This window comes from Ohessyouella blattaphilus (genome assembly GCF_024721265.1).
Classification (GTDB): domain Bacteria; phylum Bacillota; class Clostridia; order Lachnospirales; family Lachnospiraceae; genus Aequitasia; species Aequitasia blattaphilus_A.
Genome location: NZ_JAMXOC010000027.1, coordinates 17,410 through 41,135, shown reverse-complemented (window position 1 = coordinate 41,135; position 23,726 = coordinate 17,410). Strand labels below are relative to the sequence as shown.

General features: G+C 43.2%; 23 protein-coding genes. 15 read left to right on the top strand and 8 right to left on the bottom strand.

Annotation, left to right across the window (positions count from 1 at the left end; genetic code table 11):
- Positions 1–310: 310 nt before the first annotated feature.
- The gene (locus NHH16_RS15785; RefSeq protein ID WP_416389394.1) at positions 311–469 is read left to right on the top strand and encodes a transposase; all 159 of its coding nucleotides are present in this window, start codon (positions 311–313) and stop codon (positions 467–469) included.
- Here NHH16_RS15785 and NHH16_RS13655 read toward each other — a convergent pair.
- Positions 463–672 carry a TetR/AcrR family transcriptional regulator gene (locus NHH16_RS13655; protein ID WP_262070168.1) on the bottom strand — a complete coding sequence of 70 codons (210 nt, stop codon included), beginning with the start codon at positions 670–672 and terminating at the stop codon, positions 463–465. The genes NHH16_RS15785 and NHH16_RS13655 overlap by 7 nt on opposite strands.
- A gap of 109 nt (positions 673–781) precedes the next feature.
- Here NHH16_RS13655 and NHH16_RS13650 point away from each other — a divergent pair, with 109 nt between their 5' ends.
- Together NHH16_RS13650 and NHH16_RS13645 are read left to right on the top strand one after the other, a co-directional pair.
- Positions 782–1,405: a hypothetical protein gene (locus NHH16_RS13650; RefSeq protein WP_262070167.1), complete on the top strand. Its 624-nt coding sequence runs from the start codon at positions 782–784 to the stop codon at positions 1,403–1,405.
- A 27-nt stretch (positions 1,406–1,432) separates the two neighbouring features.
- Complete coding sequence (locus tag NHH16_RS13645; protein WP_262070166.1) at positions 1,433–1,981, top strand: putative immunity protein; 549 nt, start codon at positions 1,433–1,435, stop codon at positions 1,979–1,981.
- On the opposite strand, the gene NHH16_RS13640 is transcribed toward NHH16_RS13645, so the two are convergent.
- Entirely contained in the window at positions 1,978–3,243 is a 1,266-nt protein-coding gene (locus NHH16_RS13640) for a sensor domain-containing diguanylate cyclase (RefSeq protein WP_262070165.1), read from the bottom strand. The two genes, NHH16_RS13645 and NHH16_RS13640, sit on opposite strands and share 4 nt — an antisense overlap.
- 27 nt (positions 3,244–3,270) lie before the next feature.
- Positions 3,271–3,819 (bottom strand): 4-vinyl reductase, encoded by a 549-nt coding sequence (locus NHH16_RS13635; protein ID WP_262070164.1) that lies wholly within the window; start codon positions 3,817–3,819, stop codon positions 3,271–3,273.
- A gap of 142 nt (positions 3,820–3,961) precedes the next feature.
- Between NHH16_RS13635 and NHH16_RS13630 the strand changes: the two genes are divergently transcribed.
- Positions 3,962–4,864 (top strand): NAD(P)/FAD-dependent oxidoreductase, encoded by a 903-nt coding sequence (locus tag NHH16_RS13630; protein WP_262070163.1) that lies wholly within the window; start codon positions 3,962–3,964, stop codon positions 4,862–4,864.
- Positions 4,865–4,922: 58 nt separating this feature from the next.
- Here the strand turns inward: NHH16_RS13630 and NHH16_RS13625 are convergent, their stop codons facing one another.
- Positions 4,923–5,576 (bottom strand): GntR family transcriptional regulator, encoded by a 654-nt coding sequence (locus NHH16_RS13625; protein WP_262070162.1) that lies wholly within the window; start codon positions 5,574–5,576, stop codon positions 4,923–4,925.
- Positions 5,577–5,698: 122 nt separating this feature from the next.
- On the opposite strand from NHH16_RS13625, the gene NHH16_RS13620 reads away from it, so the two are divergent.
- The 11 genes from NHH16_RS13620 (at position 5,699) to NHH16_RS13570 (ending at position 17,338) form a co-directional block, all read left to right on the top strand.
- Entirely contained in the window at positions 5,699–6,871 is a 1,173-nt protein-coding gene (locus NHH16_RS13620; protein ID WP_262070161.1) for a M20 metallopeptidase family protein, read from the top strand.
- 27 nt (positions 6,872–6,898) lie between these two features.
- Positions 6,899–7,696 carry a pyrroline-5-carboxylate reductase gene (gene proC / locus NHH16_RS13615; RefSeq protein ID WP_262070160.1) on the top strand — a complete coding sequence of 266 codons (798 nt, stop codon included), beginning with the start codon at positions 6,899–6,901 and terminating at the stop codon, positions 7,694–7,696.
- Between the two features lie 371 nt (positions 7,697–8,067).
- The gene (locus tag NHH16_RS13610; protein ID WP_262070159.1) at positions 8,068–9,387 is read left to right on the top strand and encodes an ABC transporter substrate-binding protein; all 1,320 of its coding nucleotides are present in this window, start codon (positions 8,068–8,070) and stop codon (positions 9,385–9,387) included.
- An 11-nt stretch (positions 9,388–9,398) separates the two neighbouring features.
- Positions 9,399–10,271, top strand: coding sequence for a carbohydrate ABC transporter permease (locus NHH16_RS13605; protein ID WP_262070158.1), 873 nt, complete (start codon positions 9,399–9,401; stop codon positions 10,269–10,271).
- A 3-nt stretch (positions 10,272–10,274) separates the two neighbouring features.
- Positions 10,275–11,108 carry a carbohydrate ABC transporter permease gene (locus NHH16_RS13600; protein ID WP_262070157.1) on the top strand — a complete coding sequence of 278 codons (834 nt, stop codon included), beginning with the start codon at positions 10,275–10,277 and terminating at the stop codon, positions 11,106–11,108.
- 56 nt (positions 11,109–11,164) lie between these two features.
- Entirely contained in the window at positions 11,165–12,538 is a 1,374-nt protein-coding gene (locus tag NHH16_RS13595) for a 6-phospho-beta-glucosidase (protein WP_262070156.1), read from the top strand.
- Positions 12,519–13,409 carry an ROK family protein gene (locus tag NHH16_RS13590; RefSeq protein ID WP_262070155.1) on the top strand — a complete coding sequence of 297 codons (891 nt, stop codon included), beginning with the start codon at positions 12,519–12,521 and terminating at the stop codon, positions 13,407–13,409. The genes NHH16_RS13595 and NHH16_RS13590 overlap by 20 nt, the downstream gene beginning before the upstream one ends.
- Before the next feature lie 377 nt (positions 13,410–13,786).
- Positions 13,787–15,073 (top strand): L-cysteine desulfidase family protein, encoded by a 1,287-nt coding sequence (locus NHH16_RS13585; RefSeq protein WP_262070154.1) that lies wholly within the window; start codon positions 13,787–13,789, stop codon positions 15,071–15,073.
- 83 nt (positions 15,074–15,156) lie between these two features.
- The gene (locus NHH16_RS13580) at positions 15,157–15,624 is read left to right on the top strand and encodes an aminoacyl-tRNA deacylase (RefSeq protein WP_262070153.1); all 468 of its coding nucleotides are present in this window, start codon (positions 15,157–15,159) and stop codon (positions 15,622–15,624) included.
- 185 nt (positions 15,625–15,809) lie between these two features.
- Complete coding sequence (kduI, locus tag NHH16_RS13575; protein WP_262070152.1) at positions 15,810–16,673, top strand: 5-dehydro-4-deoxy-D-glucuronate isomerase; 864 nt, start codon at positions 15,810–15,812, stop codon at positions 16,671–16,673.
- 26 nt (positions 16,674–16,699) lie between these two features.
- Positions 16,700–17,338 (top strand): RpiB/LacA/LacB family sugar-phosphate isomerase, encoded by a 639-nt coding sequence (locus NHH16_RS13570; RefSeq protein ID WP_262070151.1) that lies wholly within the window; start codon positions 16,700–16,702, stop codon positions 17,336–17,338.
- A gap of 73 nt (positions 17,339–17,411) precedes the next feature.
- Here NHH16_RS13570 and NHH16_RS13565 read toward each other — a convergent pair whose 3' ends face one another.
- Genes NHH16_RS13565 through NHH16_RS13550 form a run of 4 tightly spaced genes read right to left on the bottom strand, consistent with a single transcriptional unit; the run spans position 17,412 to position 23,587 of the window.
- Positions 17,412–17,666, bottom strand: coding sequence for a hypothetical protein (locus tag NHH16_RS13565; protein WP_262070150.1), 255 nt, complete (start codon positions 17,664–17,666; stop codon positions 17,412–17,414).
- 33 nt (positions 17,667–17,699) lie between these two features.
- Entirely contained in the window at positions 17,700–19,079 is a 1,380-nt protein-coding gene (locus NHH16_RS13560; protein WP_262070149.1) for a class C sortase, read from the bottom strand.
- Positions 19,066–20,613, bottom strand: coding sequence for a SpaH/EbpB family LPXTG-anchored major pilin (locus NHH16_RS13555; RefSeq protein WP_262070148.1), 1,548 nt, complete (start codon positions 20,611–20,613; stop codon positions 19,066–19,068). Before NHH16_RS13555 ends, NHH16_RS13560 begins: the two co-directional genes overlap by 14 nt.
- Positions 20,594–23,587, bottom strand: coding sequence for a SpaA isopeptide-forming pilin-related protein (locus tag NHH16_RS13550; protein WP_262070147.1), 2,994 nt, complete (start codon positions 23,585–23,587; stop codon positions 20,594–20,596). Before NHH16_RS13550 ends, NHH16_RS13555 begins: the two co-directional genes overlap by 20 nt.
- Between the last annotated feature and the right edge of the window lie 139 nt (positions 23,588–23,726).

The following is a 23,726-nucleotide window of genomic DNA, read 5'->3' as shown; positions in this document are numbered from 1 at the left end:
AGTCTCGCACACTATTTTCAGATGCCCGTTTGGCATGCAGTAAAGCTTACATTTTTGGTGCTTCTAGGTTAATTATACGACAAATATATGAATTTGTTAAGGTGCAAAACAGAAGTTACTTCCGCAGATTTACTACGGTTAGAGATTGCTGGAATTTAATTTTTCATTTAAGTCCGTATCGGCACTCGTGTTTTCTTCTTCAATATCATCTTGTTCTGGTTACAATATCTTAGAGTTAAATGGAGAGGCTGACCATCTACATCTACTTTTTGAAGCGACTCCAGGAATGGCTTAGGCGGAATTTGTAAATGTGCTAAAGACCAAGACAACAGGATTTGCCCAGCGAGATTTTCCTACGGAAGTAGGGAGGTTTTACGGGAAGCCATACTTTGGGTCAAGTAGCTATTTTGTTGCTACTGTTAGCGAGCAAAGTCTTTCTTTGGTACAAGAATATATAAAAAATCAGTAGCATTCACCTTTTGCCTTTGCACGTTTTATGGACGTGGTACTCTGCTTAACTTTATAGAAGGTCATTCGTGAAACACCAGCTTTTTGACAAAGTTCAGAAACAGTTATTTTACTTAATGGTTTTTGAGATACCAGCAAAAGTAGAGCAGAAACGATATATTCCTTGGCCAGAATATTTGTGCGGCTTAGTCTTCTTTCATCCATGTTACAAATCAAACCTCCTTGTCACAGTATCTCCATGTTATATTGAAAAGATTTTTTGGCAATGTTACAATTTGTAACAATATTATAAATGAAGTGAAAGGATTTGCCAATGTCTTGGCAAGGAAGGGATGATAAGGGAATGGTGAATAAAGAAGCAGTTGCCAAGGGTATAAGAGTATTGTCGGTACCGCCGATTATAGTTTCCATACTGGTGTTCATCTTAGCGAGGGTAAGAAGTGACATTTTTCGGAGTGTATCAGAGGTGCTTATTATTGGCATACTATTAGGTGTCGTGCCTATCATCGCCTATCCTCTGCAAAAACTTATTCCTTCTCTGAAAGAGAAAGGCCGAGAGGGTCAGCGAAAGCTAGCGTTTATCATGAATCTTCTCGGATATGGGATAGCACTTGTTTGGGCGTTTGCAGTAAGTGCCACTAAGCAGGTAAAGCTAATCTGTCTAACGTATTTTATTTCTGTGTTATTACTGACGCTGTGCAATACGTTACTTCGCTTTCGGGCTAGTGGTCATGCTTGTAGCTTTACAGGACCATTATTGTTGCTCGTTTATTTTGTAGGCGTAAAGACAATTATACCTTGCTTGTTAGTAGCAGCCCTAATTATATGGGCATCTTTGTCTTTAAAAAGGCATACGGCGAAAGAATTATTAGGGGGGATTTCTGTCTGCGTAGTGTCTTTTATCCTTGCGCACTTAATAACCTTCTTTGTGCTATAATTATTGAAAAGTAGGAGGGTAAAGACGATGGATTGGCTTAGTGATGTTCAGAATAGAATGAAGAGAAAGAACCAGATACTCTTTGGTAAGCATAGTGAATTTCTCGCAGATTTAGAGGGACTGATTCAGCAGCAAAATCACCAAACAGTAATCTTGTGGGCGTTAGAGTTTGGCGATGAGATAGTAGTAGATATGAAAAAACGCTATCCAGATGAAGAACGATTAGCGAACGCGGTGAGTATATCTCGGGACTGGGCCGCTGGAAAGGTTAAGATGCCAGTTGCTCAGCGGGCGATTCTTGATGCCCATGCTGTAGCGAAAGAAATCTCTTCACCAGTGGATATGGCCTTATGTCACGCCGTCGGTCAAGCCTGTGGTGTAGTTCATACTAGTGGTCACGCCATGGGTCTCCCTATCTACGAGTTGACAGCGATTGTCAGAAAACACGGTGTGCCAGCGTGTCAGAATCCGGTAGAAACAAGAAAGCAAGAATACGTAGAGCGGCTTTTATATTGGCGTGAGCATAACGAGGAGTATCAGGGGGACTGGGCAGCGTTTATAACGAAGGAAAGCTAATGATTCCTAGAGGTGGGGCGCGCTTTTTTATGGGCGCGCTTGTATTCGTACATCAGCTCGTCAGCGATAGCTAGCAGCTCGGATGCGTTACGCTGCTCGCTGCTGTCGATTTCCACTACCCCATAGCTAATGCTGTATTGATAATCACAGCCTTCAGGCATAGGAAAGTTAATCATATTTGTACGCAGTTCTTCTAAAAGAGTATTTATATGCTCTTTTTTTTCGTTTTGAAGTAAAAGCATGAATTCATCACCACCGAGACGACTAACGCTCATTACCGGAATGGAGCTAGCAAGAGACTTTAAGTCGTCAGCAGCTTTTATAATATACAAGTCACCTTCTGTATGTCCGTATTTGTCATTGACGTATTTTAAGTTATCAAGATCGATGAAACATAGACAGAAATCTTTTTTTTCGTCAAGCCATTGGTAGAAAAGGGACATGCCAAAACGGCGATTGTGAAGCTGGGTCAATTCATCTAAATAAGCCATGTTTTCCAAACGCAGCATTTCTTCCCGGTTCGCACTAATGTCCTCGATAGAAAAAGCGATTACATTTTGCTTTTCAAGAGTGAGTGGATAGCATTTGACGGCTAGATAAATAGGACCTGTTCGGCTATCGACGCTTAATTGAAAAGAATCCGTGTTAGACATATCTATCTGGGAGCTTAAATAGTCCCCTAATAGAAGAGGCAGCTCTGAAGCGATTAAAGGATCCTCGGCAAAAGAACTCTTAGCGGCCGCATTTGTATAGGCCAATCTCTTTGATTGGCAATCAAGAGCGATAATCCACCCGGGAATCTCGTCGGCAATCGCCTGCAAGAAGGTGTTATTTAGAGCTAAAGCCACCCGTTGCTTTTCGATTTTCTCAATCTTATTTAGAAGCGATTGTTGGCGCTCATCAAGCTGGTGAATCATGGTGTTAAAGGCTTCGGCGAATTCACCCATAAAATCAATTTGTTGACCGTAATCGCCCTTAGCCACTTGTTGTGATTGCCAGGTAATGTGGCGGAGGGAAGATTGCAGTGATTTAAGCGGCGCAGCAAGATCGTTATCCCTAGAAGGCGGTGGCGTACTTAAGTTGCCGTGAGCCAAAGCACTTGCAAAGGTTCGCTGTTCGTTCACACAGTCACCTAGAAAAAGGAGACCTTGGCCTAGCTCTTTGAACTCAACAGGTAAAGCGTCCACATCTAAGTGGGCGCTTTGGGGATGATAGAGTAGATTTTTTAAATATTCGAATAATAAGTCAGCGACTTCTTTCATTTATCTTTTACCTCTCATCAATCCATATTAATCGTTGTTGTCTTCGCTTACTTCGCCGGAAAAGCGGCAAACGCGGTCGCCATTAGCCCAGCAATCGATTTCCTTCACTTGGTAGCTTTTGCCTGTATAGGCATTTAGGATACCGGAAATAAAGCCTTCATCATAGGTGCAGACATTTTCGTTGGTTACCGGTAGACCGCTACAGTCCAAATCTTCCCCTACGGTGAGGATGATGTTTCCGCTTTCGCTGTCAAAAGCTTCCATTTTCAAAATACCGATTTTATATTCTTGTAATTTCTGCTGGAGCTCAGCCACAAAGGTATCAAAGTCAACGTCTAGATTGAGAACGTTTTTGGCAAACTCTGTTCCTGAGAGAAAGCCGGCACGGTGAAAATAAACATTGGCCTGTTCTTCCCCTAAGTCCTTTGAAAGAACATCTAACATTGTATACTGCATCATCCGATAGACTAAGACAGGCATGCTTTCCCCGAGCTCGCCTCTACCGCCTTTGATATCCCCTAAGTTCTCCCATGCGAAATCACTATGCTTCGCCTTTGATTTAAATACATTTTCCATTTGTAAAACCCCCCAATTTTATAATGTTTTATTTTAGATATCATTTTATCACATTTGCGACAAATACTTAAGAGTAGTTTTAGAATTGTTTGAATACAGAAGTGTTACAATGATGTGTGTACAAAGAATAGGAGGAACAGAAATGTATGATGTTATAATAATTGGGGCCGGACCGGCAGGTGTGAGTGCAGGAATATACTCCGTTAGCCGGGGCAAGCGTGTGCTTGTCATTGAGAAGAAAGCGGTAGGAGGTCTCGTTGGCAATATCTCGACGGTAACCCATTACGCAGGAATTATGAGTCAGGAGACTGGCGAAAGCTTTTCTGAAAGATTAAAAGCTCAAGCGGAAGCGGCTGGTATTGATTTTGTCTACGAAGAGGTAACGAAAGTTTCTTTAATTGGCAGCACGAAGACAATCTATACAGAGAATAATAAATACGAAGGAAAAAAAGTAATCTTAGCAAGCGGTACCACTCCTCGTAAGCTAGAAATACCTGGAGAAGCGGAGCTATCTGGTAAGGGCATGGGTATGAACGCTGCCAGAGACGGTGTAAAATATGCAGGGAAGAATGTATACGTAGTGGGTGGCGCGGATGGTGCTATTAAAGAAGCGATTTTCCTTTCACGAATTGCTAAAACCGTTACGATTGTTCATTTTGAAGAAACGCTAGGATGTATCGCAGAATTCAAAAAGAAAGTGGAAGCAGCAGATAACATCAAGGTAAGACTACATTCAAGAATAACTGTTGTAGCGGGAAGTGATCGTGTAACCTCTTTAGATATCTTAGATGAAAGCACAGGAGAGACGCAGAGGATAACAGATTCAGATGTTGGTATATTCGTGTATGCAGGCGCCACACCGAATACCGAGCTCTACTCCGAACTGAAACTAGTTGAGGGCTTTGTACCCACGAATGATCAGATGGAGACAGAGCTCTCAGGTGTCTATGCCATTGGCGACATTCGCTTAAAGGAGGTTAAGCAGATTTCAACAGCAGTCTGCGACGGCACGCTTGCTGGTATTGCGGCAGCGAAAAATGAATAAGATATAATCAACACCCCTGAATCACACAAATAGGATGATTCAGGGGTGTTATCTATGTCTACTCAACGACAATGTTAAAGTTATAATTCGCCCCGCCAAAATCGGATAAATCGTCTTTTAGAGCGGTCAAGAGCTTGTCTAAATTCTTATCCCGTAGGCTGCTTAGAATAGGAGCGTGATTGCGGGTGTCAATGGATAAGGGAGTGCTGTCATAGCTATTCCAATAAAACTGAGCATAAGCTATTTTAAGACGGCTCATACAGTTTTCTAGTTCATTTAAGGCATATGCGTTTTGGCAAAAGGCCATCAGCTTTAAATGAAACTCAGTATTATATTTCCAGTGTTCCCAAATATCATTCTCGAATTCCGTACATTTGGCATCAATCTCTTCTAAGCGCTTGATTTGTGTCTCATTAATATCCTTATATTTGAGCTTTAGCAGCCCGCTTTCTAGGATGTAACGATATTGGAGCATATCGCCAACATCATCAGAGGTAATCCGCACGATTTCGTAGCCGTAACGGGGAATGTTGCGAAGGACATTATCGTTACAAAGTGCCTGTAGTGCCTCGCGAATGGGCGTCTTGCTATATCCGTATTTTTCCACCAACGTTTTCTCGTTTAGAACTTCATTTGGTCGGTATTCGTAGGATAAAATATCATTGACAATGGCTTTGTAAACGATATCTTTTATATTTTGATTATTCTTCATAGGGCCTCGCTTTACGTGTTTTTTATTGACAGCCATAGGGAGTGATATATATACTGGCTATATTGCTGATTATATCACGAATAGTAACGAGAAAGAAGAACAAAAATGTAGGGGGTGGGTACTTGAACGTTGCAGATTTAGCGAAGGAAAAGGAAGCGTACATAATCGAAAGAAGACGGTATTTTCACCAACATCCGGAGCTTTCTTTTGAAGAGAAGGAAACTACGCAAGTCCTAGCAAGCGAGCTTGCGCGAATGGGTCTTGAGGTAGAGACTTTTGCCGATTATAATGGAGTGGTGGGCGTACTTAGAGGTAGGCAGCCAGGAAAGACGGTCATGCTTAGAGCAGATATTGATGCCTTGCCGGTAAAGGAAGCCTGTGAATTGCCGTATAAATCCGAAAATGACAATATGCACGCCTGTGGTCACGATTGCCATATGGCGATGCTTTTAGGAGCAGCAGAGATTCTAAGTGAATACCGGCAGAACCTTGTGGGTACGATTAAGTTTTTATTTCAGGCGGCCGAAGAGTCTACCTACGGTGCTAAGTACTACCTGAAAAAGGGTGTGTTAGACGACGTGGACGCTATTATGGGGATGCATATTTGGTCAGGCCTTGCAGCTCATAAGCTGAGTATTGAGGGCGGTCCGCGCATGGCCTCTTGCGATAATTTCGTGATTAAAGTTAAGGGACTGAGTTCCCATGCCTGTGCCCCTCACTTAGGGAAAGATGCCATATTAGCGGCAACGGGGATACTGATGAATCTGCAATCTCAGGTAAGTCGGAATAACGATCCGAATAATCCCTTAGTTGTATCTGTAGGCACCATAAATGGCGGTACCCGCTTTAATATTGTGGCCGATCAGGTGGTGATGGAAGGTACTGTTCGCACCTTTTCGCCAGAGCAGAGGCAGAAGAACGAAGAGGAAATCCGTAATCTGGTTACGCAGACGGCGAAAGCTTTTGGTTGTACGGCCAAGCTTACGTATACGTATGGCCCAGGGGCCGTTATTAATACGGATGAAAAGTTAGTAAGTATGGTCAAAGAAGCTGGGGTAGCTCTCTACGGTGAAGACTTTATTGGCGACTATGAAAAGCAGATGGTTTCTGAGGATTTTTCTTATTATAGTGAAAAAGTGCCTTCGGTTTTTGTCTTTTTAGGGTGCCGCAATGAAGCCATAGGGGCAGCTTATGCTCATCACAACGAATGCTTTCAAGTGGATGAAAGTGTATTAAAGGAAGGGGCAGCTCTATATGCCAAGTTTGCCCTTCAGTATTTGGAAGTGGAAGAATAGGTTTATTTGGGAAAGCGAGGAAGAAAAATGGCAAAGTACAAAATTGGTTTTATCGGTTGTGGCAATATGAGTGGAGCGATTCTTAAAGGGGCTCTCGATGGCGGTGTATTAAAGGCCGCAGAAGTAGCTGTCTACGACATTAGTCCTGTAGCCAATGAGAAGGCGGCCAGCTGGGGCGTTGCCACAAAAGATAGTAGCAGCGCGTTATGCCAAGAGTCAGAGATGGTAGTCTTAGGGGTAAAACCGCAACAAGCGCCAGAGATGTTAGCAGCATGTAAAGAGGCCTTAGAGGATAAGGCCGCGTTATCGATAGTGGCAGGAATTACCGTCGAACGTCTACAGGCGATGATGGGAGATAATACCCGGATTTTACGAGTCATGCCTAATACGCCAGCTATGGTTAAAGAAGGAGCGACGGTGTTGTGCTCAGACAGTACCTTTACCAAGCAGGAGCAAGCGCTAGCTGAGGCAATCTTTAAAGGCATCGGCAGTGTAGAGTGGGTGCCGGAGAAATTAATGGATGTGGCTTGTGGCTTAAGTGGCGGTGGTCCGGCTTATGTAGCGTTATTTATTGAAGCGCTGGCTGACGGAGCGGTAAAGCAAGGGTTGCCAAGAGCTCAGGCTTATAGCTTAGCCCAGCAAACGTGTCTTGGATCAGCGAAGATGTTGATGGAGACAGATATTCATCCAGGGGCCCTAAAGGATATGGTCACCTCACCTGGTGGAACTACCATTGAAGGAATTGAAGCGTTAGAGCGCGGTGGCTTCCGCTTTGCGGTAATGGATTGCATTAAGGCGGCTTCGGAAAAATCAAAAAAATTATAAATTAGAAAAGTCTACTGCCAAATCTTACGGCAGTAGACTTTTTTTTAACGTGCGCCAGGCGGCGCACGTTTCTAACCGGTAGGTGTGGTACCCAGGGAGTTCTGTGTGATAGGCTCTGAAAGGAGTAACCACTGTACAAGGAAACGAGGCAGTGCTGAACACGCAGGAGTTAGCAGAGGAAATAGGCAAATATCTACAAGAAAATAAAGGAATACGCCTATCAAGAAAAACAATATAAGCAACAAACTTATCAAAAAAAACAATAACTATTCGTAGCGCGACACATTGACAGTAAATAGAATCGACGTGTAGTATGGCAATGGGTGCTTGTATGAGAGGGGCTTAAATTAAGAAAAAAGGATGGTAAGAAAATGAAAAGAAAAGTATTAGCACTATTTTTGGTGGGGGCTATGGTTTCCAGTTTTGTTGTAGGATGCGGTAAGTCAGATGGAACAGATAGTGGTAGCCAGTCAGAGAGTGAAAAAAACGAAGATATTGTGACGCTTAAATATGCCACATACCGAGTTGGAAATCATCCAAGTGCGGCACAGGAAAAAGCGTGTTTGGATAGGTTTGAAGAATTATACGGTGATGAGATTAAGCTAGAGATTGAGGAGCTGCCTAGCGATCAGGCATATGCTGATAAAATGAAAGTTCTGGCTGCATCAGGTGAACTACCAGATGTAGTAGATGGTAAAAACGGAATCAAGGAGTTGGCAATTGATAACGGGCAGGCAGTTGATATTCTACCGATGCTTGAGGACGACCAGGAATGGAAAGCTGACCTCAGTGAAGATGCCATTCAGGCTAATATGAGTGAAGATGGAAAGCTGTATTCTTTGGTTGCTCTGACTCAGCTATCAGGCTATTTCTATAATACAGAAATGTTTGCCGATGCCGGAATTGAACCTGCAAAGACCTGGGAAGAATTTATGGATAATTGCGAGAAGCTGGATGCGAAAGGGCATACTCCGCTAGCATTAATGACTGGCGAAAACTGCTGGGCGACAAATATTCTGCTAGCAGCAATGATTGGAACTAATGGGGAAGCGGGCAATGAATTTATGAATACTAAGTATCCCGACACCTATCAGACGCCAGAGGTGATTGATGCATTAGAGCGGATGAAAGTACTTTTAGAGAAGTACACAACAGAAGATGCCATTGGTGCGCTTTATGCTAATGCAGCTAATAACTTTATGCAAGGTGAAGCGGCAATGTTCTGTAATGGGCTATGGATGACCCCTGATTTTGAGAACCCGGAAAAGAGTATGGAAGGGTTTAGCGATAAAGTGGGGATTGCCATGTTTCCGGAGAACGGCTTAATGACAACTTATCCAGAGGGATGGGTGGTGTGTGCTGACTCGCCGGAGAAACAAGACGCGGCGATGAAACTCTTGAAAGTCTTCACTGATGCAGAGGGGCAACAAGCTGCAATGGAGTATACAAAAGATGTTCCGTGTGGCAATAATGTTGAAATTACCGATCAATTCGCAGCAGAGAATCCTCTGTTTGCACAAATGATGGAAGATCGCAAAGGCACGGAATATGCATTTGCTACTTTCGATGTAACGGCGTATCCGACAGTAGTAGACTCATTTAGTAAATATTATCCGGACTTGGTCTATGGCAATATTACTGCTGAAGAAATGGCGAAAAAGTTAGACGAGGCAGCTGAAAGCTCTAAATAAGGGAAAAGTATATGAAAATAAAAAAAAAGTGGGTTGTAGCTTTTTTAGTTCCGAGCACACTATTGTTTCTCTTTGTATATGCATTATCCCTAGTAGTTTTGCTCGTCACCTCATTTACACAGTGGAATATTGGTCAGGAAATAAAGTTTATTGGAATCCAGAATTATGTCGAGCTTTTTACGTCCACAGTTTTTAAGGCAGCTGCTCTTAATACGGTGAAGTGGGTCCTCCTGCAGAGCTCTGTGCATGTGCTTATCGGAGTGATGTTTGCGCTAGTGGTATCGAGACGGGCAAAATCGTGGCATGCACGGTTTGCCCGTACGGTATTCATGATTCCCAACATCATTTCGAGTGCAGCATGGGGAATGGTGTTTCTTTGTATATTGAATCCGAAGTTTGGCTTATTGAATTCGATTGTTCGCCTGTTGAGTCAGGAGGAGTATAGCCAGAACTGGTTTATGGATCCGAAGACGGCATTTCTGTCTGTTACAATGATCTGGTTACCTTTTGCAGCAACAGTTGCGCTGATTGTATCAGCAGAAATGACTGCGGTAGATTCGACGGTATATGAAGCTGCTTCCATAGATGGTGCGACATATTTTCAAACAAGTGTTTATATTACTCTGCCATTAATGAAAAATGCAATTGCTACCGGAACAATTCTTTCGGCGACATCGATGCTGCAAAAACTGGATATCATTCTAATGACAACAAATGGTGGACCCGGAACAACTACCATAAATATGCCGCTACTGATCTATGAGACATCAATGCGTGAGAATAACTACAGCCTAGCGAGTGCTCAGGGGATAATTTTAATCATGATGGGTCTAGTATCGATTGGTATCATCAATCGTATTTATCGTATGAATAAGGAAGACTAAAAGATGAAGAGAATAAGAAACTATATTGTAAAGGTACCAACTTTTATATTTGTTGGAGTCATTATTGTAATGTCAGTTGTACCGATCTTATGGGTACTGGTCTCATCTTTTAAACTAAATCCGGAGATTCTGTCATCGACTTTTGATTTTCCGACCGGATTACATATTCAGAACTATGTCAATGCCTTTCGGGTGTCACCTATTGCGAAGTACTATATGAATAGTTTTTTTGTATCAATAACAGCAACGGTATTGAATCTGGTGGTTATGGGAATGGCGGGATATGTTATCGCAAGGGCATCTTTTAAACTGAAACGTTTTTTTCGGGCAATGTTTTCGTTGGCGCTACTGGTGCCGGGTGCGGCTTTGCTGATTCCGTTGTACACTACGATAAAAGCAGTCGGGTTGTATGACACCAGATTGGGACTAATTCTTGTATATGCTGGTTTCGGTATACCTACGACACTATTTATTGTATCAGGTTATTTTATGGCCATCCCTCGGGAATTGGAGGAATCAGCATATATTGACGGGAGCGGGTTTCTGAATACCTTTATAAAAATAATTGTACCGTTGGGAAAACCGGCATTTGCGACGGCCGGGGTACTACAGTTCCTGACTTGCTGGAATGAGTTTCAATTCGCTATGACTTTGACGACTGGACATGAGAGCCGGACGTTACCTGTTGCGCTCTATTACTTCAAAAGTGCTTTTGCCAGCGATTATGGAGCGATGTTTGCGGCGACCGTGATGATATCTTTACCGAGCATTATCATCTACATATTAATGCAAAAACAAATTGTAACAGGACTCACGGGTGGCGCAGTAAAAGGTTAGTCGGGATGAATATGGCTATTTGTATGACATCGGAAGCGCAGATAAGGAGAATAAAAGTGAAAAAGAAAGGCGTCAAGATTACTACAATAGGAGGAGGGAGCAGTTATACTCCAGAATTAATGGAGGGATTCATTGAACGGTATGAACAGATGCCGGTTCGGGAAATATGGCTGTTAGATATTGAAGAAGGAAAAGAAAAGATGGACATTGTCGGGAAGATGGCACAACGGATGTGGGATGCATCTCCTTATGATGTCAAAGTATACCGTACCTTGGACCGGCGAAAAGCACTAATGGATGCGGATTTTGTCACGACACAGTTTCGGGTCGGACAGATGAATGCTCGAATCAAAGACGAACGGATTCCGTTTTCATACGGTCTGCTAGGACAGGAGACGAATGGAGCTGGTGGTATATTTAAAGCACTCAGGACGATTCCTGTTGTCCTTGAGATTGTAGAGGAGATGAAGGAATTATGTCCAGATGCGTGGCTTATTAATTTCACCAACCCCAGCGGAATGGTGACAGAGGCGGTGATCCGTTATGGTAAATGGGACAAGGTGATTGGTCTGTGTAATGTGCCAATAAGTGCGATGAACAAGGAATATAAATTGCTAGGAAAAGAAACAGCAGATCTGACATATAAATTTGCGGGTCTGAATCATTTCCACTGGCATCGAGTATTCGATACAGAGGGTCGGGAAGTAACAGGCCGGATTATTGAGAATTTGTATAAAGGTGATGCTGGCATGCCTAAGAATGTTCCAGAAGTTCCGTTCTATATGGAACATCTGAGAAACATAGGCATGATTCCGTGTGCATATCATCGCTATTATTATCGTCAAGAAGAAATGCTTAAACAGGGACTAGAGCAGTACCGAAGTATTGGTACGAGGGCAGAACAGGTAAGAGATACAGAAAAACAGTTATTTGAAGAGTATCGGGATGAGAAAATTAATCAAAAGCCGGAAGCTCTTTCGAAGAGGGGAGGAACACATTATTCGACGGCCGCATGCGAGACAATCGTATCGTTATATTGTGATAAGAAATCGCATATGGTTGTTTCAACAAAAAATCAAGGCGCATTGCCTGATTTGGATCCTGATTGTGTTGTTGAGGTTTCAGCTTATATCAGCGCAGCTGGGCCATTGCCCATTTTTTTTGGGCCTCTGAAACCAGCAGAACGGGGTTGGCTTCAAGTTATGAAAAATATGGAACTATGCGTGTGTGAAGCGGCAGTTACAGGAGATTACGGAATGGTTCTTCAGGCATTCACCCTCAATCCGCTGATTCCCTCCGGGGAAACATCCAGAAGAGTGCTCGATGAACTGATGATTGCACATAAAAAATATCTGCCACAGTTTAAAGGTGTGGTTAATCAAATAGAAGCTAAAGGAATAACGATTAAAGATGATTTATCTAGGAATTGATATTGGCGGATCTTATATAAAATATGCGGTGCTAGATAACCAGTACCGGATTTTAAAGGCCTGGAGGAAAGAGACGGGCTATCATACTGATAAAGATACCTTTTATGATTATATGTGTAAAGACATTGATTGCAGAGACGTGGAGTGTATCGGGATTAGCGTGCCGGGAAGAGTTCACCCTGATTCATTACAGGTGCTTTCCAGGGCGGCTGATACGATTGCTGTATTGTATGGGACTAATATCAGAGAAGAAGTAGAAAAGCGCCTCTTCAGACCGGTTCAGGCATTAAACGATGCTAAAGCGGCAGCGTACTGTGAACTGAAAATGGGGAATGGTAGGAATACATCATCTAGTGCATATTGGCTAATCGGTACAGGGATAGGGGGGTGTATCTGCTATGGTGGCGAGATTTTATCAGGCATCGACGGGATTGCGGGAGAATTTTCCCACATTCCTATAGCTGTAAAGAATTGTAAAACCCGTGGAATAGGAGATATTGCTTCGGTAAAAGCGTTGGTTGCAACGTATAACCAGAATAAAAACTATGAAAACCATGCCCGCTATGGGAAAGAGGTATGTCAAAAGTATTTGGCCGGAGATCCGGAAGCAATAGTGGCTATGGAAGAGTGGATTCAGAATCATGTACAAGGTTTGTATATTCTGACTTCTGTTTTTAATCCGGAGGTGATTTGCATTGGTGGTGGTATTAGTGAAGAGGAATGGTTTGTAGAAAAACTGGTAGAGGCCTTTGAACAGACGGATTATCGGTTTTCTCATTTGCTGACAACAAAGATAATAAAGTGTATGTATAGCAATGACGCAAATGTAATTGGAGCAGTACGCTATGGCAGAGATTTTTTTGGTAAATAATTATGCTAATATTGGATTGTTATCCAATGTCTTTTTAGGGAGGTTCTATCAATCGATGGGGCTCTCTTTTTTTGGCTCAATGTCAAATGTCAAAGCGGGATGCTAACGCATCCTGCTCTGACCCTGCTCTACTCTTTTTCTGACAATCAGGATTTGGAAGCAGCACTTACCTACGGTGAAAAATGCTTGAAAGAATACGCTTTTGCACAAGGAGTGGAAGCTTGGCAAGCAGATGGAGCAAGTAGAGGAACTGCCGTAAGATGCGGCTAGTAGACTTTTTTTATCCATATTGACAAATACAGCCGGTGATATATATAATGGGCATATCGCTAGTTATACTACTGGTTATATCATAGGTGATAAAGAGGTAAAATGGTATGGATAAGAAGATGAAAGATGGTTTTATCAGCACGCTGCGAAGAGAACTGGTTCCGGCTCTTGGGTGTACAGAGCCAATTGCTTTGGCGTACGCAGGGGCTAAGGCTCGGGAGATACTAGGATGTATGCCTGAGAAGTTGGAAATTTCTTGTAGTGGCAACATAATTAAAAACGTAAAAGGTGTTACGGTACCTAATTCAAATGGTTTGAGTGGTGTAGATGTGGCCGCTATTCTCGGAGTGGTTGGCGGTAATGCTCAGCGGGAATTGGAAGTACTAGAAGATATAACTGCAGAAGATATCGCCAAGACGAAAGAACTACTTGCTACCGATTTTTTTACATGTACTCTACAGGAGAATGTAGCCAATCTTTATATTGTTGCCACGGCGAAGGCCGGGAACGAAGAAGCTAGTGTAAAGATTGTAAATAGACATACTCTAGTAACGGAGATAGTCAAAAATGGGGAAGTGATTTTTCGTGAAAATCCAGTTGATGAAGCCAGTGAAGTAACCGACTGGTCTTTATGGAGCATAAAGAATATTTTGGATTTTGCGAAGGAAGTTGATTTATCCGAGATCGAAGAGGTAATCAGCCGCCAAATTGAAATGAATAGTGCTATTTCCGAAGCTGGTTTGGCAAACGATTATGGAGCCCAGGTAGGGCGGACGTTACTGGCTGTCTATGGTGACGATGTGAAAGTACGAGCTAGAGCAAAAGCGGCGGCAGGGTCAGACGCGCGCATGAATGGCTGTTCTCTACCAGTAGTCATTAATTCAGGAAGCGGCAATCAGGGAATGACGGTTTCGGTGCCAGTGATTGAATATGCGAAAGAATTAAAGGTGGGGACAGAAGGATTATATCGGTCTTTAGTGGTAAGTAATCTAGTCTCTATTTATCATAAGCACTATATTGGTAGTCTCTCTGCGTTTTGTGGAGCGGTAACAGCCGCTTGCGGTTGTGGAGCGGCAATTACGTATATGAGTGGTGGTACCTATGAACAAATCTGCCATACGATTATCAATGTGGTGGCTAATGTTGGCGGTATTGTTTGTGATGGCGCCAAGTCCTCCTGTGCTGCTAAAATTGCTTCCTCTGTTGATGCGGCCATTTTGGCCCATCATTTGTCAATGAAAGGTTTGGCATTTAAGGCCGGTGAGGGAATTGTCCAAAGCAACATCGAGGATACGATTAAAAGCATTGGCTATATCGGTAGAGTAGGTATGAAAAATACAGATATAGAAATTCTGAATATTATGATTGACAAGGTTTCATTAACGGAAGAGTAGGAGGGCATAAGATGAATCGGTATCCACCAAAGAGATAATGTTTAAGTAAAGGTAGCGATTATTGACAACGAAAGGACATTATCATGGAAAAAACGATAACTTTAGAATTTTTGGACAACCATAATATTAATTACGAATTTCATTCATATGAAGATTCCGGAGCCGTTCGGGGAAACGAAGTGGCAGCAGCAATCGGTAAAGACGCCAATCGATTATTTAAAACCGTGGTTATGAAGGGGCGTTCAGAGGAAGTATATGTGTTTTTAATCCCCACAATGGAGAAATTGGCCCAGCGAAAGACCGCTCAATATCTAGGGGAAAAGGCACTAGAGATGGTTAACGGTCGTGAATTGGAACCGCTAACGGGCTATACTCATGGAGGATGTTCGCCGATTGCCACAAAGAATAAGTTCCGTACGGTAATTGATTCTAGCGCGCTTGAGTGTGATACGATTCTCATTAATGGCGGCAAGATTGGTTATCTTGTTGAGCTGACCCTTGAAGAACTAAAAAAAGTGTTAGATTATGAAGTGGCTGATTTAAGGAAGTAGTGTAAAGAGAGAAGTAGAAGAGAGGACGGTAGCGTTCGTATGTTTTATTAACAACGGGCACTGCCGTTTTTTTTGAATTCCTTAGCTAATCGTGTAAGAAATGCAAGGTTTCGGGCAATAAAGGCATAAAAAAAGAAATTTTTCTCTGTATAATTAAGGTATCACTTGTTTCGAAAGGAGTTAACATGGAACTAAGAACGGCGGCGTCACCTAGAGACGTCAAACACTACACGACTGAGCGTTTACGAGAAGAATTTTTGATTGAGAAGGTCTTTCGCGAAGATGAAATCTATTTAGTTTATAGTCATATCGACCGGATTATTACCGGTTCGGCCATGCCCATTAAAAAGGAGCTAGTGCTTACGGCTGGAGATGAGCTGCGAGCGGAGTATTTCTTGCAAAGAAGAGAGATGGGCGTTATTAATATCGGTGGTCCAGGGACGATTATCGTTGATGGCAAAGCCTACGAGGTAGGAACGAAAGAGGGAATGTATATTGGCATGGGCAAAAAGGATATTGCCTTTAGTAGTCAAGATAGCGAGAACCCAGCTAAGTTCTACATCAATAGCGCTCCCGCACATATGACGTATCCGACGATTTTAATCAAACCAGAGGGAACACCTTCTGATGACGTGGTTATTGTTAAGGATGAGAATAAAGTGGAGCTCGGAACCCTAGAGGATGCCAACCACCGGACCATTTGTAAGTATATTTTGCCAGGACAGGTGGAGAGTTGCCAGTTGGAAATGGGAATAACGGCTCTTGAGCCAGGAAGCGTATGGAATACCATGCCTTGTCATACTCACGATAGACGAATGGAAGTTTATCTTTACTTTGAGATTCCGGAAGATAGTTTTGTCATGCACTTTATGGGTGAGCCCACAGAGACCAGACACCTTGTGATGCGCAATGAAGAAGCGGTAATCTCGCCGTCTTGGTCTATTCATTCGGGCTGTGGTTCCAGAAACTATACTTTCATCTGGGGAATGGTTGGTGAGAACCAGGATTTTGATGACATGGACAACGTAGATCTTAAGGATTTGAAGTAATCACTATATAGAAGGAGACGAATGAAATGAGAATCGCTTTAATTAATGAAAATAGCCAAGCGGCAAAAAATGAAATTATTTATAATGCGCTTACGAAGGTGGTTAAGCCAATGGGGATGGAAGTGCGTAACTACGGGATGTACACAGCTGATGATGAGGCTCAGCTTACTTACGTTCAAGTAGGAATATTAGCAGCTACTTTGCTCAATTCAGGAGCAGCTGATTACGTAATTACCGGTTGTGGAACTGGTGAGGGAGCCATGCTTGCCTGTAATTCTTTCCCAGGAGTAATCTGTGGACACATAGAGGATCCCCTAGATGCTTATACATTTAGCCAAATCAATGCCGGCAATGCCATTGCCATTCCCTTTGCTAAGGATTTTGGCTGGGGTGGTGAGCTTAATCTTGAGTATATCTTCGAAAAGCTTTTTGTAGAGGAAGCAGGACTTGGTTACCCTCGTGAACGAGCCGCTATTATGGCCAAAAACCGGGGAGTTTTAGACGACGTGCGAAAGGTGGCGTTCAAAGACTTTGGGTCAATTCTTAAAGAACTAGATAGAGAGCTAGTAAAAGGCGCTCTTAGTACCAAGGGCTTTGCCGAGTATTTTGCTAGTGATGCGAAATGCGAAGATATAAAGGCAATTGTAAATTCAATACTCAAATAATTAGATACGGCAGTCAGGGACGATTATCCTTGACTGCCGTATTTGTCTGTGGACAAAGCATGATGCTAGCGGTTTAAGCACCAAGATCTTGACACCAGTTAAGTGCTTCTTCCTTATTATTAAAAGGAATAACGTGCTTCGTTTGAATATCGAGTGCGATATAATTAATTTCTTTCGTCTCCGGTTGATAGTTTTCGAAGAAGAACCTTCCTACTGAAAAGGTTTTATCCAAATGTCCAGCAAGAATCTCTCCCCCAAGAAGAGCGCTTATTTCGTAAAAGGGCTCTGTTCTTTGATAATGATACAATGCATGATTTGCTGCGTTCATATTTTTCACCTCTCAAATGAAATATTACAGTTATTAGGTTCTTTCGCAATAAACGACATATCGTTGCCGATTGGATGGATAGGGATGGCAGCTGATGAGAGTAACCATATCTTTGCCTTCTCTAATAAGTATCTCTTTTATGTCGCTAGGATCGATAATCTTTACCTCGCTTACCTGATAAGTGAGTGTTTCTTTAAAGTTCTTTATATAGATAGTATCCCCAATTGTTAGTTTATCGATATGACGAAACATCTTGGCTTTATAATATCCACGGTGGGCAGCGATGACGGCATTCGTATTTAACCCACCGATAGGGTACGAAGTCTGAGTTAAGTGAGCGGCACCTTTTTTCAGATTCTCTTCACTGGCACCCAAATATAGGGGAAGAGTTTCATCAAGTTTAGGAATCGTAATAAAGCCAAATAAATTATCTTCGATGCCAAAAGTACGGAGATCGATAGCAGGGACTTGATAAGAGAAGGGATCCTTTAGTCCTTTCTGCTTGTCTTCATATAACCGCTGGTTTTCAGCTTGCAAATAGTCATAGAGGGTATCGGTATCCCTTTTATCTTGCTGCTTAGAAAAGGCGGTTTCTAACCTTTTCGTTTGGAAACGAAAGTGCTGTCTAAAGCAAGTGGGCAAGATAAGCAGGAGAAGACCGGCTGCTATAACGAAGAGCGCGAGTATTCTTTTCATGGGTATCACCTTCTTTGCTTTTACTTGTTCGTCACCTTCACTGGCAATACGGTCAAACTTTCCGCGAACTAATAGCCGATGGGAGTTGATTCCGTAGGGTGTACACGTTACCAGGGTTACGAAATAGCCGCCTTTTATATCGTAGGAAGAGAACTCCTCAGGTAGAATTACCTTTATATTATCTACCGTGTAGATAAAGGTTTTATCAAGAACGGTTATGAAAAATTCGTCGCCTTCTTCTAGGTTTACTAATTCGTCAAAGATTTTGGCACTGGGAAGTCCCGTGTGCCCGGTAAGGATACTGTGCCCATTGTCCCCAAGGGGAAAGGTGGTGCCTTCAATGTGACCGACGCCCTTTTTCAGGACTTTATCACTGGTTCCGTGATAAATGGGAAGGTCAACTTTGATAGTAGGGATTTGGATTTTCCCAATTACGTGATTGACGCCTAGGACGTCTAGGTAATTGCCCGGCAGGGACCGGCCACTTCCAGGTATAAATGGATCTTTTACCGGATCCCCGCGGAGGCTATTGTTATAGTCATAAGCTTTCGCCCACTGTTCTTCGATTTCTGCTGGCGATAAATTTGCGACCTTGCTAGTATAGGTATTTCCCACGGTTACGAAGTGGTGGTTATTATACCAAGAGCCGATAAATGGATACGCCATAATGCCGAGGCCCAGAAGAATGATGAACATTATGAATTTATTTCTTTTCAATTCGCTTACTCTTCTTAAGGGCAAAGAGGCCAATCATAACTAGGAGAAGACCGGCTGCAATAAAGATTGCCGCACCGATACCGCCAGTTAGTGGAAGACCGAAGATTGGTCCTGGACCATCGTCGCCTAGTCGCGTGTTTTCCACAGTTACAGAGGCGTTATTTTGACCGGCAGGAATGGTTACCTTGATAGCATCTGGGCGCAAGACGTATTCCCAGTCTGGATGATCTTCCGGAGCCTCAGGCGCCTTCACCTCTCGTAAGTAGTAGGATACATCGCTATCAGCACTAGCCGGTAGACCGGAGATGACGGCGTAACCTGCTACATTCCCCCCACCGGCAGCAGTGGTAACTAGGATTTCTTCCCCATCCCCATCTTTGATAAAGTTGCCGGCCTTGGCATTTGCCTCAGAAGTCGCGACCTTAAACTGAGCCCCATTTAATAGAATATCTTTTTGCTTATGATCTACTTTAAGGATTTCGATATAGGCAAGGGTGACTTTTGGCTTATCTGTAGGGGTAGCGCTGTTGTCTTCTTGAGTACCAGCGTGTTGCCAGCTTTTGGTGACATTATTTTCGATAGCTAGGTCACCTTCCTCGTTGGTGGTAACAGTTGCGCTACTATTAATAACCGTTGGCAAGATGATTTCAATTCGACCGGCACCAGTGTCTACCAATTTATCAATACCGGCTTCGGTTAGAGCGATTTTTATTCCGTGTGGCGCTTCTTCTTCCACGGTGTAGTCATCCTCTCTTTCTAACAGGATTTTCTCGTCCCCAGGGAGGATCATGTTAACGGTTTCGCTGTTCTGGGTGTAATCTAACCGAGTATCTAATTGATCGTGAAAAGAAAGAGAACCGTAAATATGGGTGCCTTCTTCGGTTCCATTAGGAAGGCGAAGATCACTAGGAACGCGGCCGTTGATTACCCAAGTTACCGTATCGCCGACTTTATAACCGTTTTCGTTATCGGTTACTGTTTTTGTTACTTCTTCCTGATTCACATTCTTAGGATAGACATGTACATCATAGTTCCAGCCGGTACCAGAGCCAGTAAATCCGTAAGGAACAGCAATGATGGTTGGCTCCATCGCCCGATAGTTCCCATTTGCCGGTGCGGTGGTTTCTTCGAGAACGTAATATCTGACGGAATCGAGTCCGTCCCAACTGGTTATGCCGTGCTCATCGGTAGTCTGCTCGGGATAGGTAGTCTCGATATGCATAAGAGCTTCAGCAGCGGACATGCCTTCTTTAAACGTCCAATCGTCGTCGGTTTCCTTAATTAGAGACAAGGTAAAGCCCACGCCTGAAAGGGGTGTTCCTAGTTTGCTAAGGGTGGTTTCGTCGGTGATTTCCAGGCCGTTAGCGGGGTTCGTCGGTTCGTGATCGGTGCCGTATTTATGGACGGTAATACTACCTTCGAGGGCTGGATTAGGCACATCAGCAGGTGCAGCTAGGGCAACTGCTGAGCTAGCGAAAAGCAGAGAGAGTGCCAAGAAGGCGGATAATAGTTTGTTAATAAATTTCTTTGTCATACGTTTTCCTCCGTTGTATGTGTGTGAATTTGTAGGCAACTAGGCCGCTAATTGTAAGAGCGAGCCCTGTGAGTAAAATAAGTAGAATTCCTTTCTGGCCGCTAAAGGGAAGGCCAAAAACATGGAAATTAGGGATGGCGTACTTACCTTCAGAATCAACCTTTACTGCTGGGGGTAAAATGCCGCTAGTGGCATACCCTTTAAAGGTGATATCATCCTCGCTTTGAATAGAGACAATCCAGTAGCCACTAGGCAGTTCAAAGCCAAACGGCGATTCCAGCTCTTTTAAAAGGTATTCACCAACTTTTATGTTGGCAAAGTATACAAGACCATTGGTATCAGATGTTTGTGTGATTGGATTTCCCCAACAAGGACTTGTGTCTGTATGGGTGTGGCTATAGGGGTTGGTGCACTGCTGAATCTGAAACTTGGCACCGGTAAGCGTTTTATCCCCTGTTTTATCAGTGAATATTTTAGTAAAAGAAAAGTCCACAAGGTGATCACGGTAAACAGTCGGCACCAAAATGTCGTATTCCATATAGGTTTCCTCTAGGTAATAAGTAAGCCAAGTCCGTCCATTAGCAACGACGCCATCAGTACCGTCCTCGGGATTGGTACCACTGGTTTGATCCTTATGAATCATGACGCCTTTATATTCATCTCTTACCTGAACGGGGTAGGTGATGCGATAATCGTAATCATCATCGTGTAAAGTGCCTAAAGGCCAAGTGATAGTATTGTGTTCCCGGCTATAAGTGGGCTGAACTTCTTGTACGGGTGTCCAGTCAGTCGTACCCTTAAGCGTCTTTTCGCCGACTAGGTCGACCCACCCGGCGAGTTCGGCGGCATACATAACATAGGGGCTAAGGGTATCGACAAGGGTTACATTCGTTACGGGAATCTTGGGGTTTTGGGGGCTTACATCTTCTCCGCTAAAGAGCACCTGAATGGTCCAATATCCAAGGGCTGGACTGATGATATCTGGCTCGGTTGGTACGGCCCATTTCCGGGAAGTGATACTGGCCTCTTCTTGGAGGGGGACGTACACGGTTGGTACCAGTATCTCTTGTTCTGTCACAAGATCTGAGGACAAATACGTATAGCCATTAGCGATTACTCCTGATATTCCCGTCTCTGGATTCTTGCCACTGGTTTGGTCCTTGTGAAGTGCTTGGCCATAAGCGGAAGCGTTGACTTTTATAAAATAGGAAAGTCGATATTGATAATCCGAATGATAGTCAGTGATTTCCGCGGTTAAAGTTGTCGGCGTCTCATGACCGACTTTTAGATTCCAGCCCTCTGTAGGCAGCGGTTCCCAGGTGTTGCCATAGTCTTTAGAGACCTCCATCTTGGTTGGCTGGCCATCGTAACCGGTATCTAGGTAAGTAACATACTCACTCATAGGATCGGTAAGGGTGACGCTGGAATGATCAATGGTCCAGGTGGTTTCTTTTATGTCATTTCCGATTTCCTGAAAGGCTACTTTAAGCTTAGTGTCCTTTGCTACCACATATTTGCTTGGCGTAGAAGCTGCGTTTTCAAGCAAATCACGAGCTTTTTGGGGTGGAGATGTTTCGCTAGAGGCTAGAAGTGCTACGGTATAGATAGTTGAACCCTTCGCTTTAATGTTATTGGCTTCCGTTAAGGCCGGTTGGAAATTTTCGCTTTCAGTCTCGTCATAGGAGCCACCAGCACTAGGAGTACGGGTGTAATATCGCTCGGACATACCATCGGTTAAGTAGATGATAATGCTTTGCCTCGTCTTGCGGTCAGCTTCACTACGAGCGTCTAACATTTCATGAGCGCCGATAAAGCCGGCTTGTGAATTTGTGCCCGTCCCTAAAGAGTATCCACCTACGCGACTGTTGCGGAGATTGGCAGGGTCTAGCTTGGAACCGTTAAAACTATAATCAAAAATTCCTTTAAGGGTGGCGGCATTTTTAGAAAGCGGATGAAGGGTTTTATGAGCCCTACTGCCACCAGCGACGTCCTTAAAACTAGAATAGCCGACGATGCCGATATTGATATCCATACTGGCAGTGTCAGAAGATGCTAAAAACATATCTATAATCGATCTTGAGGCTTGATCTAAATAAGCCCATCTACTGAACAATCCAGAGCCCATACTACCACTCAAATCAAGGGCTAAGACAATATCAACGGGCATGTTTTCCGTCGTTGTTACTGTCTTCGGCTGTCCTTGGATATCTACATTAATTTGAAAGATATCTTCGGCATCCTCTATTTCTTCGGCTTTTTTATAACCATATAGAGTAGCGGCGGTAGGATCGAGATCTCTTCCTGGCCGACTTGCTATTTGGCCTTTTGCTGAAGAGGTACTTTCATTTTCTGAAGTTATCACTTCGGTAGTGTCATCTGCGGTTTCTTTTTGAGGGACTTCGTTCGTTACCTCTTCATCGGCTGTTTTTTCATCAGTTGGTTGTTCATTATCTTCCACGAGTGTAGCGAGGAATAGACTTTGTCCGGCAATGTCTAGTGTCTCTGTGGGAGAATCCGCGATGGTTTCTGCTAATGAGGTATTTATGCTTTTCAAGCTGTGGACCATAAGGTGCTTTCCAAACTCGTCTTGCAGTGAGAGCTGGATATTTGTGGAAGCAATATTTACCCCGATGACGAGCCACTGTTTACTCTCCGGTTTAAATACAATCCAGATTTTCCCCGTCTCCTGAGGAAGGGATCTGGTCTCATAAAGGATAGTGTCCTGTGACCATTCTAAAAAAAGGTCTGCTAACTCCTTATTTTCAGTTAGTACAGGTAGGTCTTTATAATCTTCTTCACTTAAGTTAGAGATAGATAATGTCTCTGGATTATTTGCTAAAGATTCAATGGGAATCTGGAAACGGTACCGATTTTCGTCAGGATTTGCTAAGGCAGAAAAGACTGGGTAAGTGAAAAGAATTCCCGTAAGGCAGGTGCAGATTAATAACTTCATTATTCTTTTTTTTGTGTACATAACTCACCTCCTTGTCAATAAAGTAAATACCTTGCCTTAATATGATTGTAAGGTGGTTATAGGTAGTAAAACTGCTCTTTTTATCATTTATAAAAATAAAAAAGACTGTCCTTTCGGGTAGTACCAGTATAGAGGGGAC

Coding starts and splice junctions, on each gene's coding strand:
- NHH16_RS13655 (WP_262070168.1), bottom strand. CDS start 672: ATGGATGAAAGAAGACTAAGCCGCACAAATATTCTGGCCAAGGAATAT.
- NHH16_RS13650 (WP_262070167.1), top strand. CDS start 782: ATGTCTTGGCAAGGAAGGGATGATAAGGGAATGGTGAATAAAGAAGCA.
- NHH16_RS13645 (WP_262070166.1), top strand. CDS start 1,433: ATGGATTGGCTTAGTGATGTTCAGAATAGAATGAAGAGAAAGAACCAG.
- NHH16_RS13640 (WP_262070165.1), bottom strand. CDS start 3,243: ATGAAAGAAGTCGCTGACTTATTATTCGAATATTTAAAAAATCTACTC.
- NHH16_RS13635 (WP_262070164.1), bottom strand. CDS start 3,819: ATGGAAAATGTATTTAAATCAAAGGCGAAGCATAGTGATTTCGCATGG.
- NHH16_RS13630 (WP_262070163.1), top strand. CDS start 3,962: ATGTATGATGTTATAATAATTGGGGCCGGACCGGCAGGTGTGAGTGCA.
- NHH16_RS13625 (WP_262070162.1), bottom strand. CDS start 5,576: ATGAAGAATAATCAAAATATAAAAGATATCGTTTACAAAGCCATTGTC.
- proC (WP_262070160.1), top strand. CDS start 6,899: ATGGCAAAGTACAAAATTGGTTTTATCGGTTGTGGCAATATGAGTGGA.
- NHH16_RS13610 (WP_262070159.1), top strand. CDS start 8,068: ATGAAAAGAAAAGTATTAGCACTATTTTTGGTGGGGGCTATGGTTTCC.
- NHH16_RS13605 (WP_262070158.1), top strand. CDS start 9,399: ATGAAAATAAAAAAAAAGTGGGTTGTAGCTTTTTTAGTTCCGAGCACA.
- NHH16_RS13600 (WP_262070157.1), top strand. CDS start 10,275: ATGAAGAGAATAAGAAACTATATTGTAAAGGTACCAACTTTTATATTT.
- NHH16_RS13590 (WP_262070155.1), top strand. CDS start 12,519: ATGATTTATCTAGGAATTGATATTGGCGGATCTTATATAAAATATGCG.
- NHH16_RS13585 (WP_262070154.1), top strand. CDS start 13,787: ATGGATAAGAAGATGAAAGATGGTTTTATCAGCACGCTGCGAAGAGAA.
- NHH16_RS13580 (WP_262070153.1), top strand. CDS start 15,157: ATGGAAAAAACGATAACTTTAGAATTTTTGGACAACCATAATATTAAT.
- kduI (WP_262070152.1), top strand. CDS start 15,810: ATGGAACTAAGAACGGCGGCGTCACCTAGAGACGTCAAACACTACACG.
- NHH16_RS13570 (WP_262070151.1), top strand. CDS start 16,700: ATGAGAATCGCTTTAATTAATGAAAATAGCCAAGCGGCAAAAAATGAA.
- NHH16_RS13565 (WP_262070150.1), bottom strand. CDS start 17,666: ATGAACGCAGCAAATCATGCATTGTATCATTATCAAAGAACAGAGCCC.
- NHH16_RS13555 (WP_262070148.1), bottom strand. CDS start 20,613: ATGACAAAGAAATTTATTAACAAACTATTATCCGCCTTCTTGGCACTC.
- NHH16_RS13550 (WP_262070147.1), bottom strand. CDS start 23,587: ATGTACACAAAAAAAAGAATAATGAAGTTATTAATCTGCACCTGCCTT.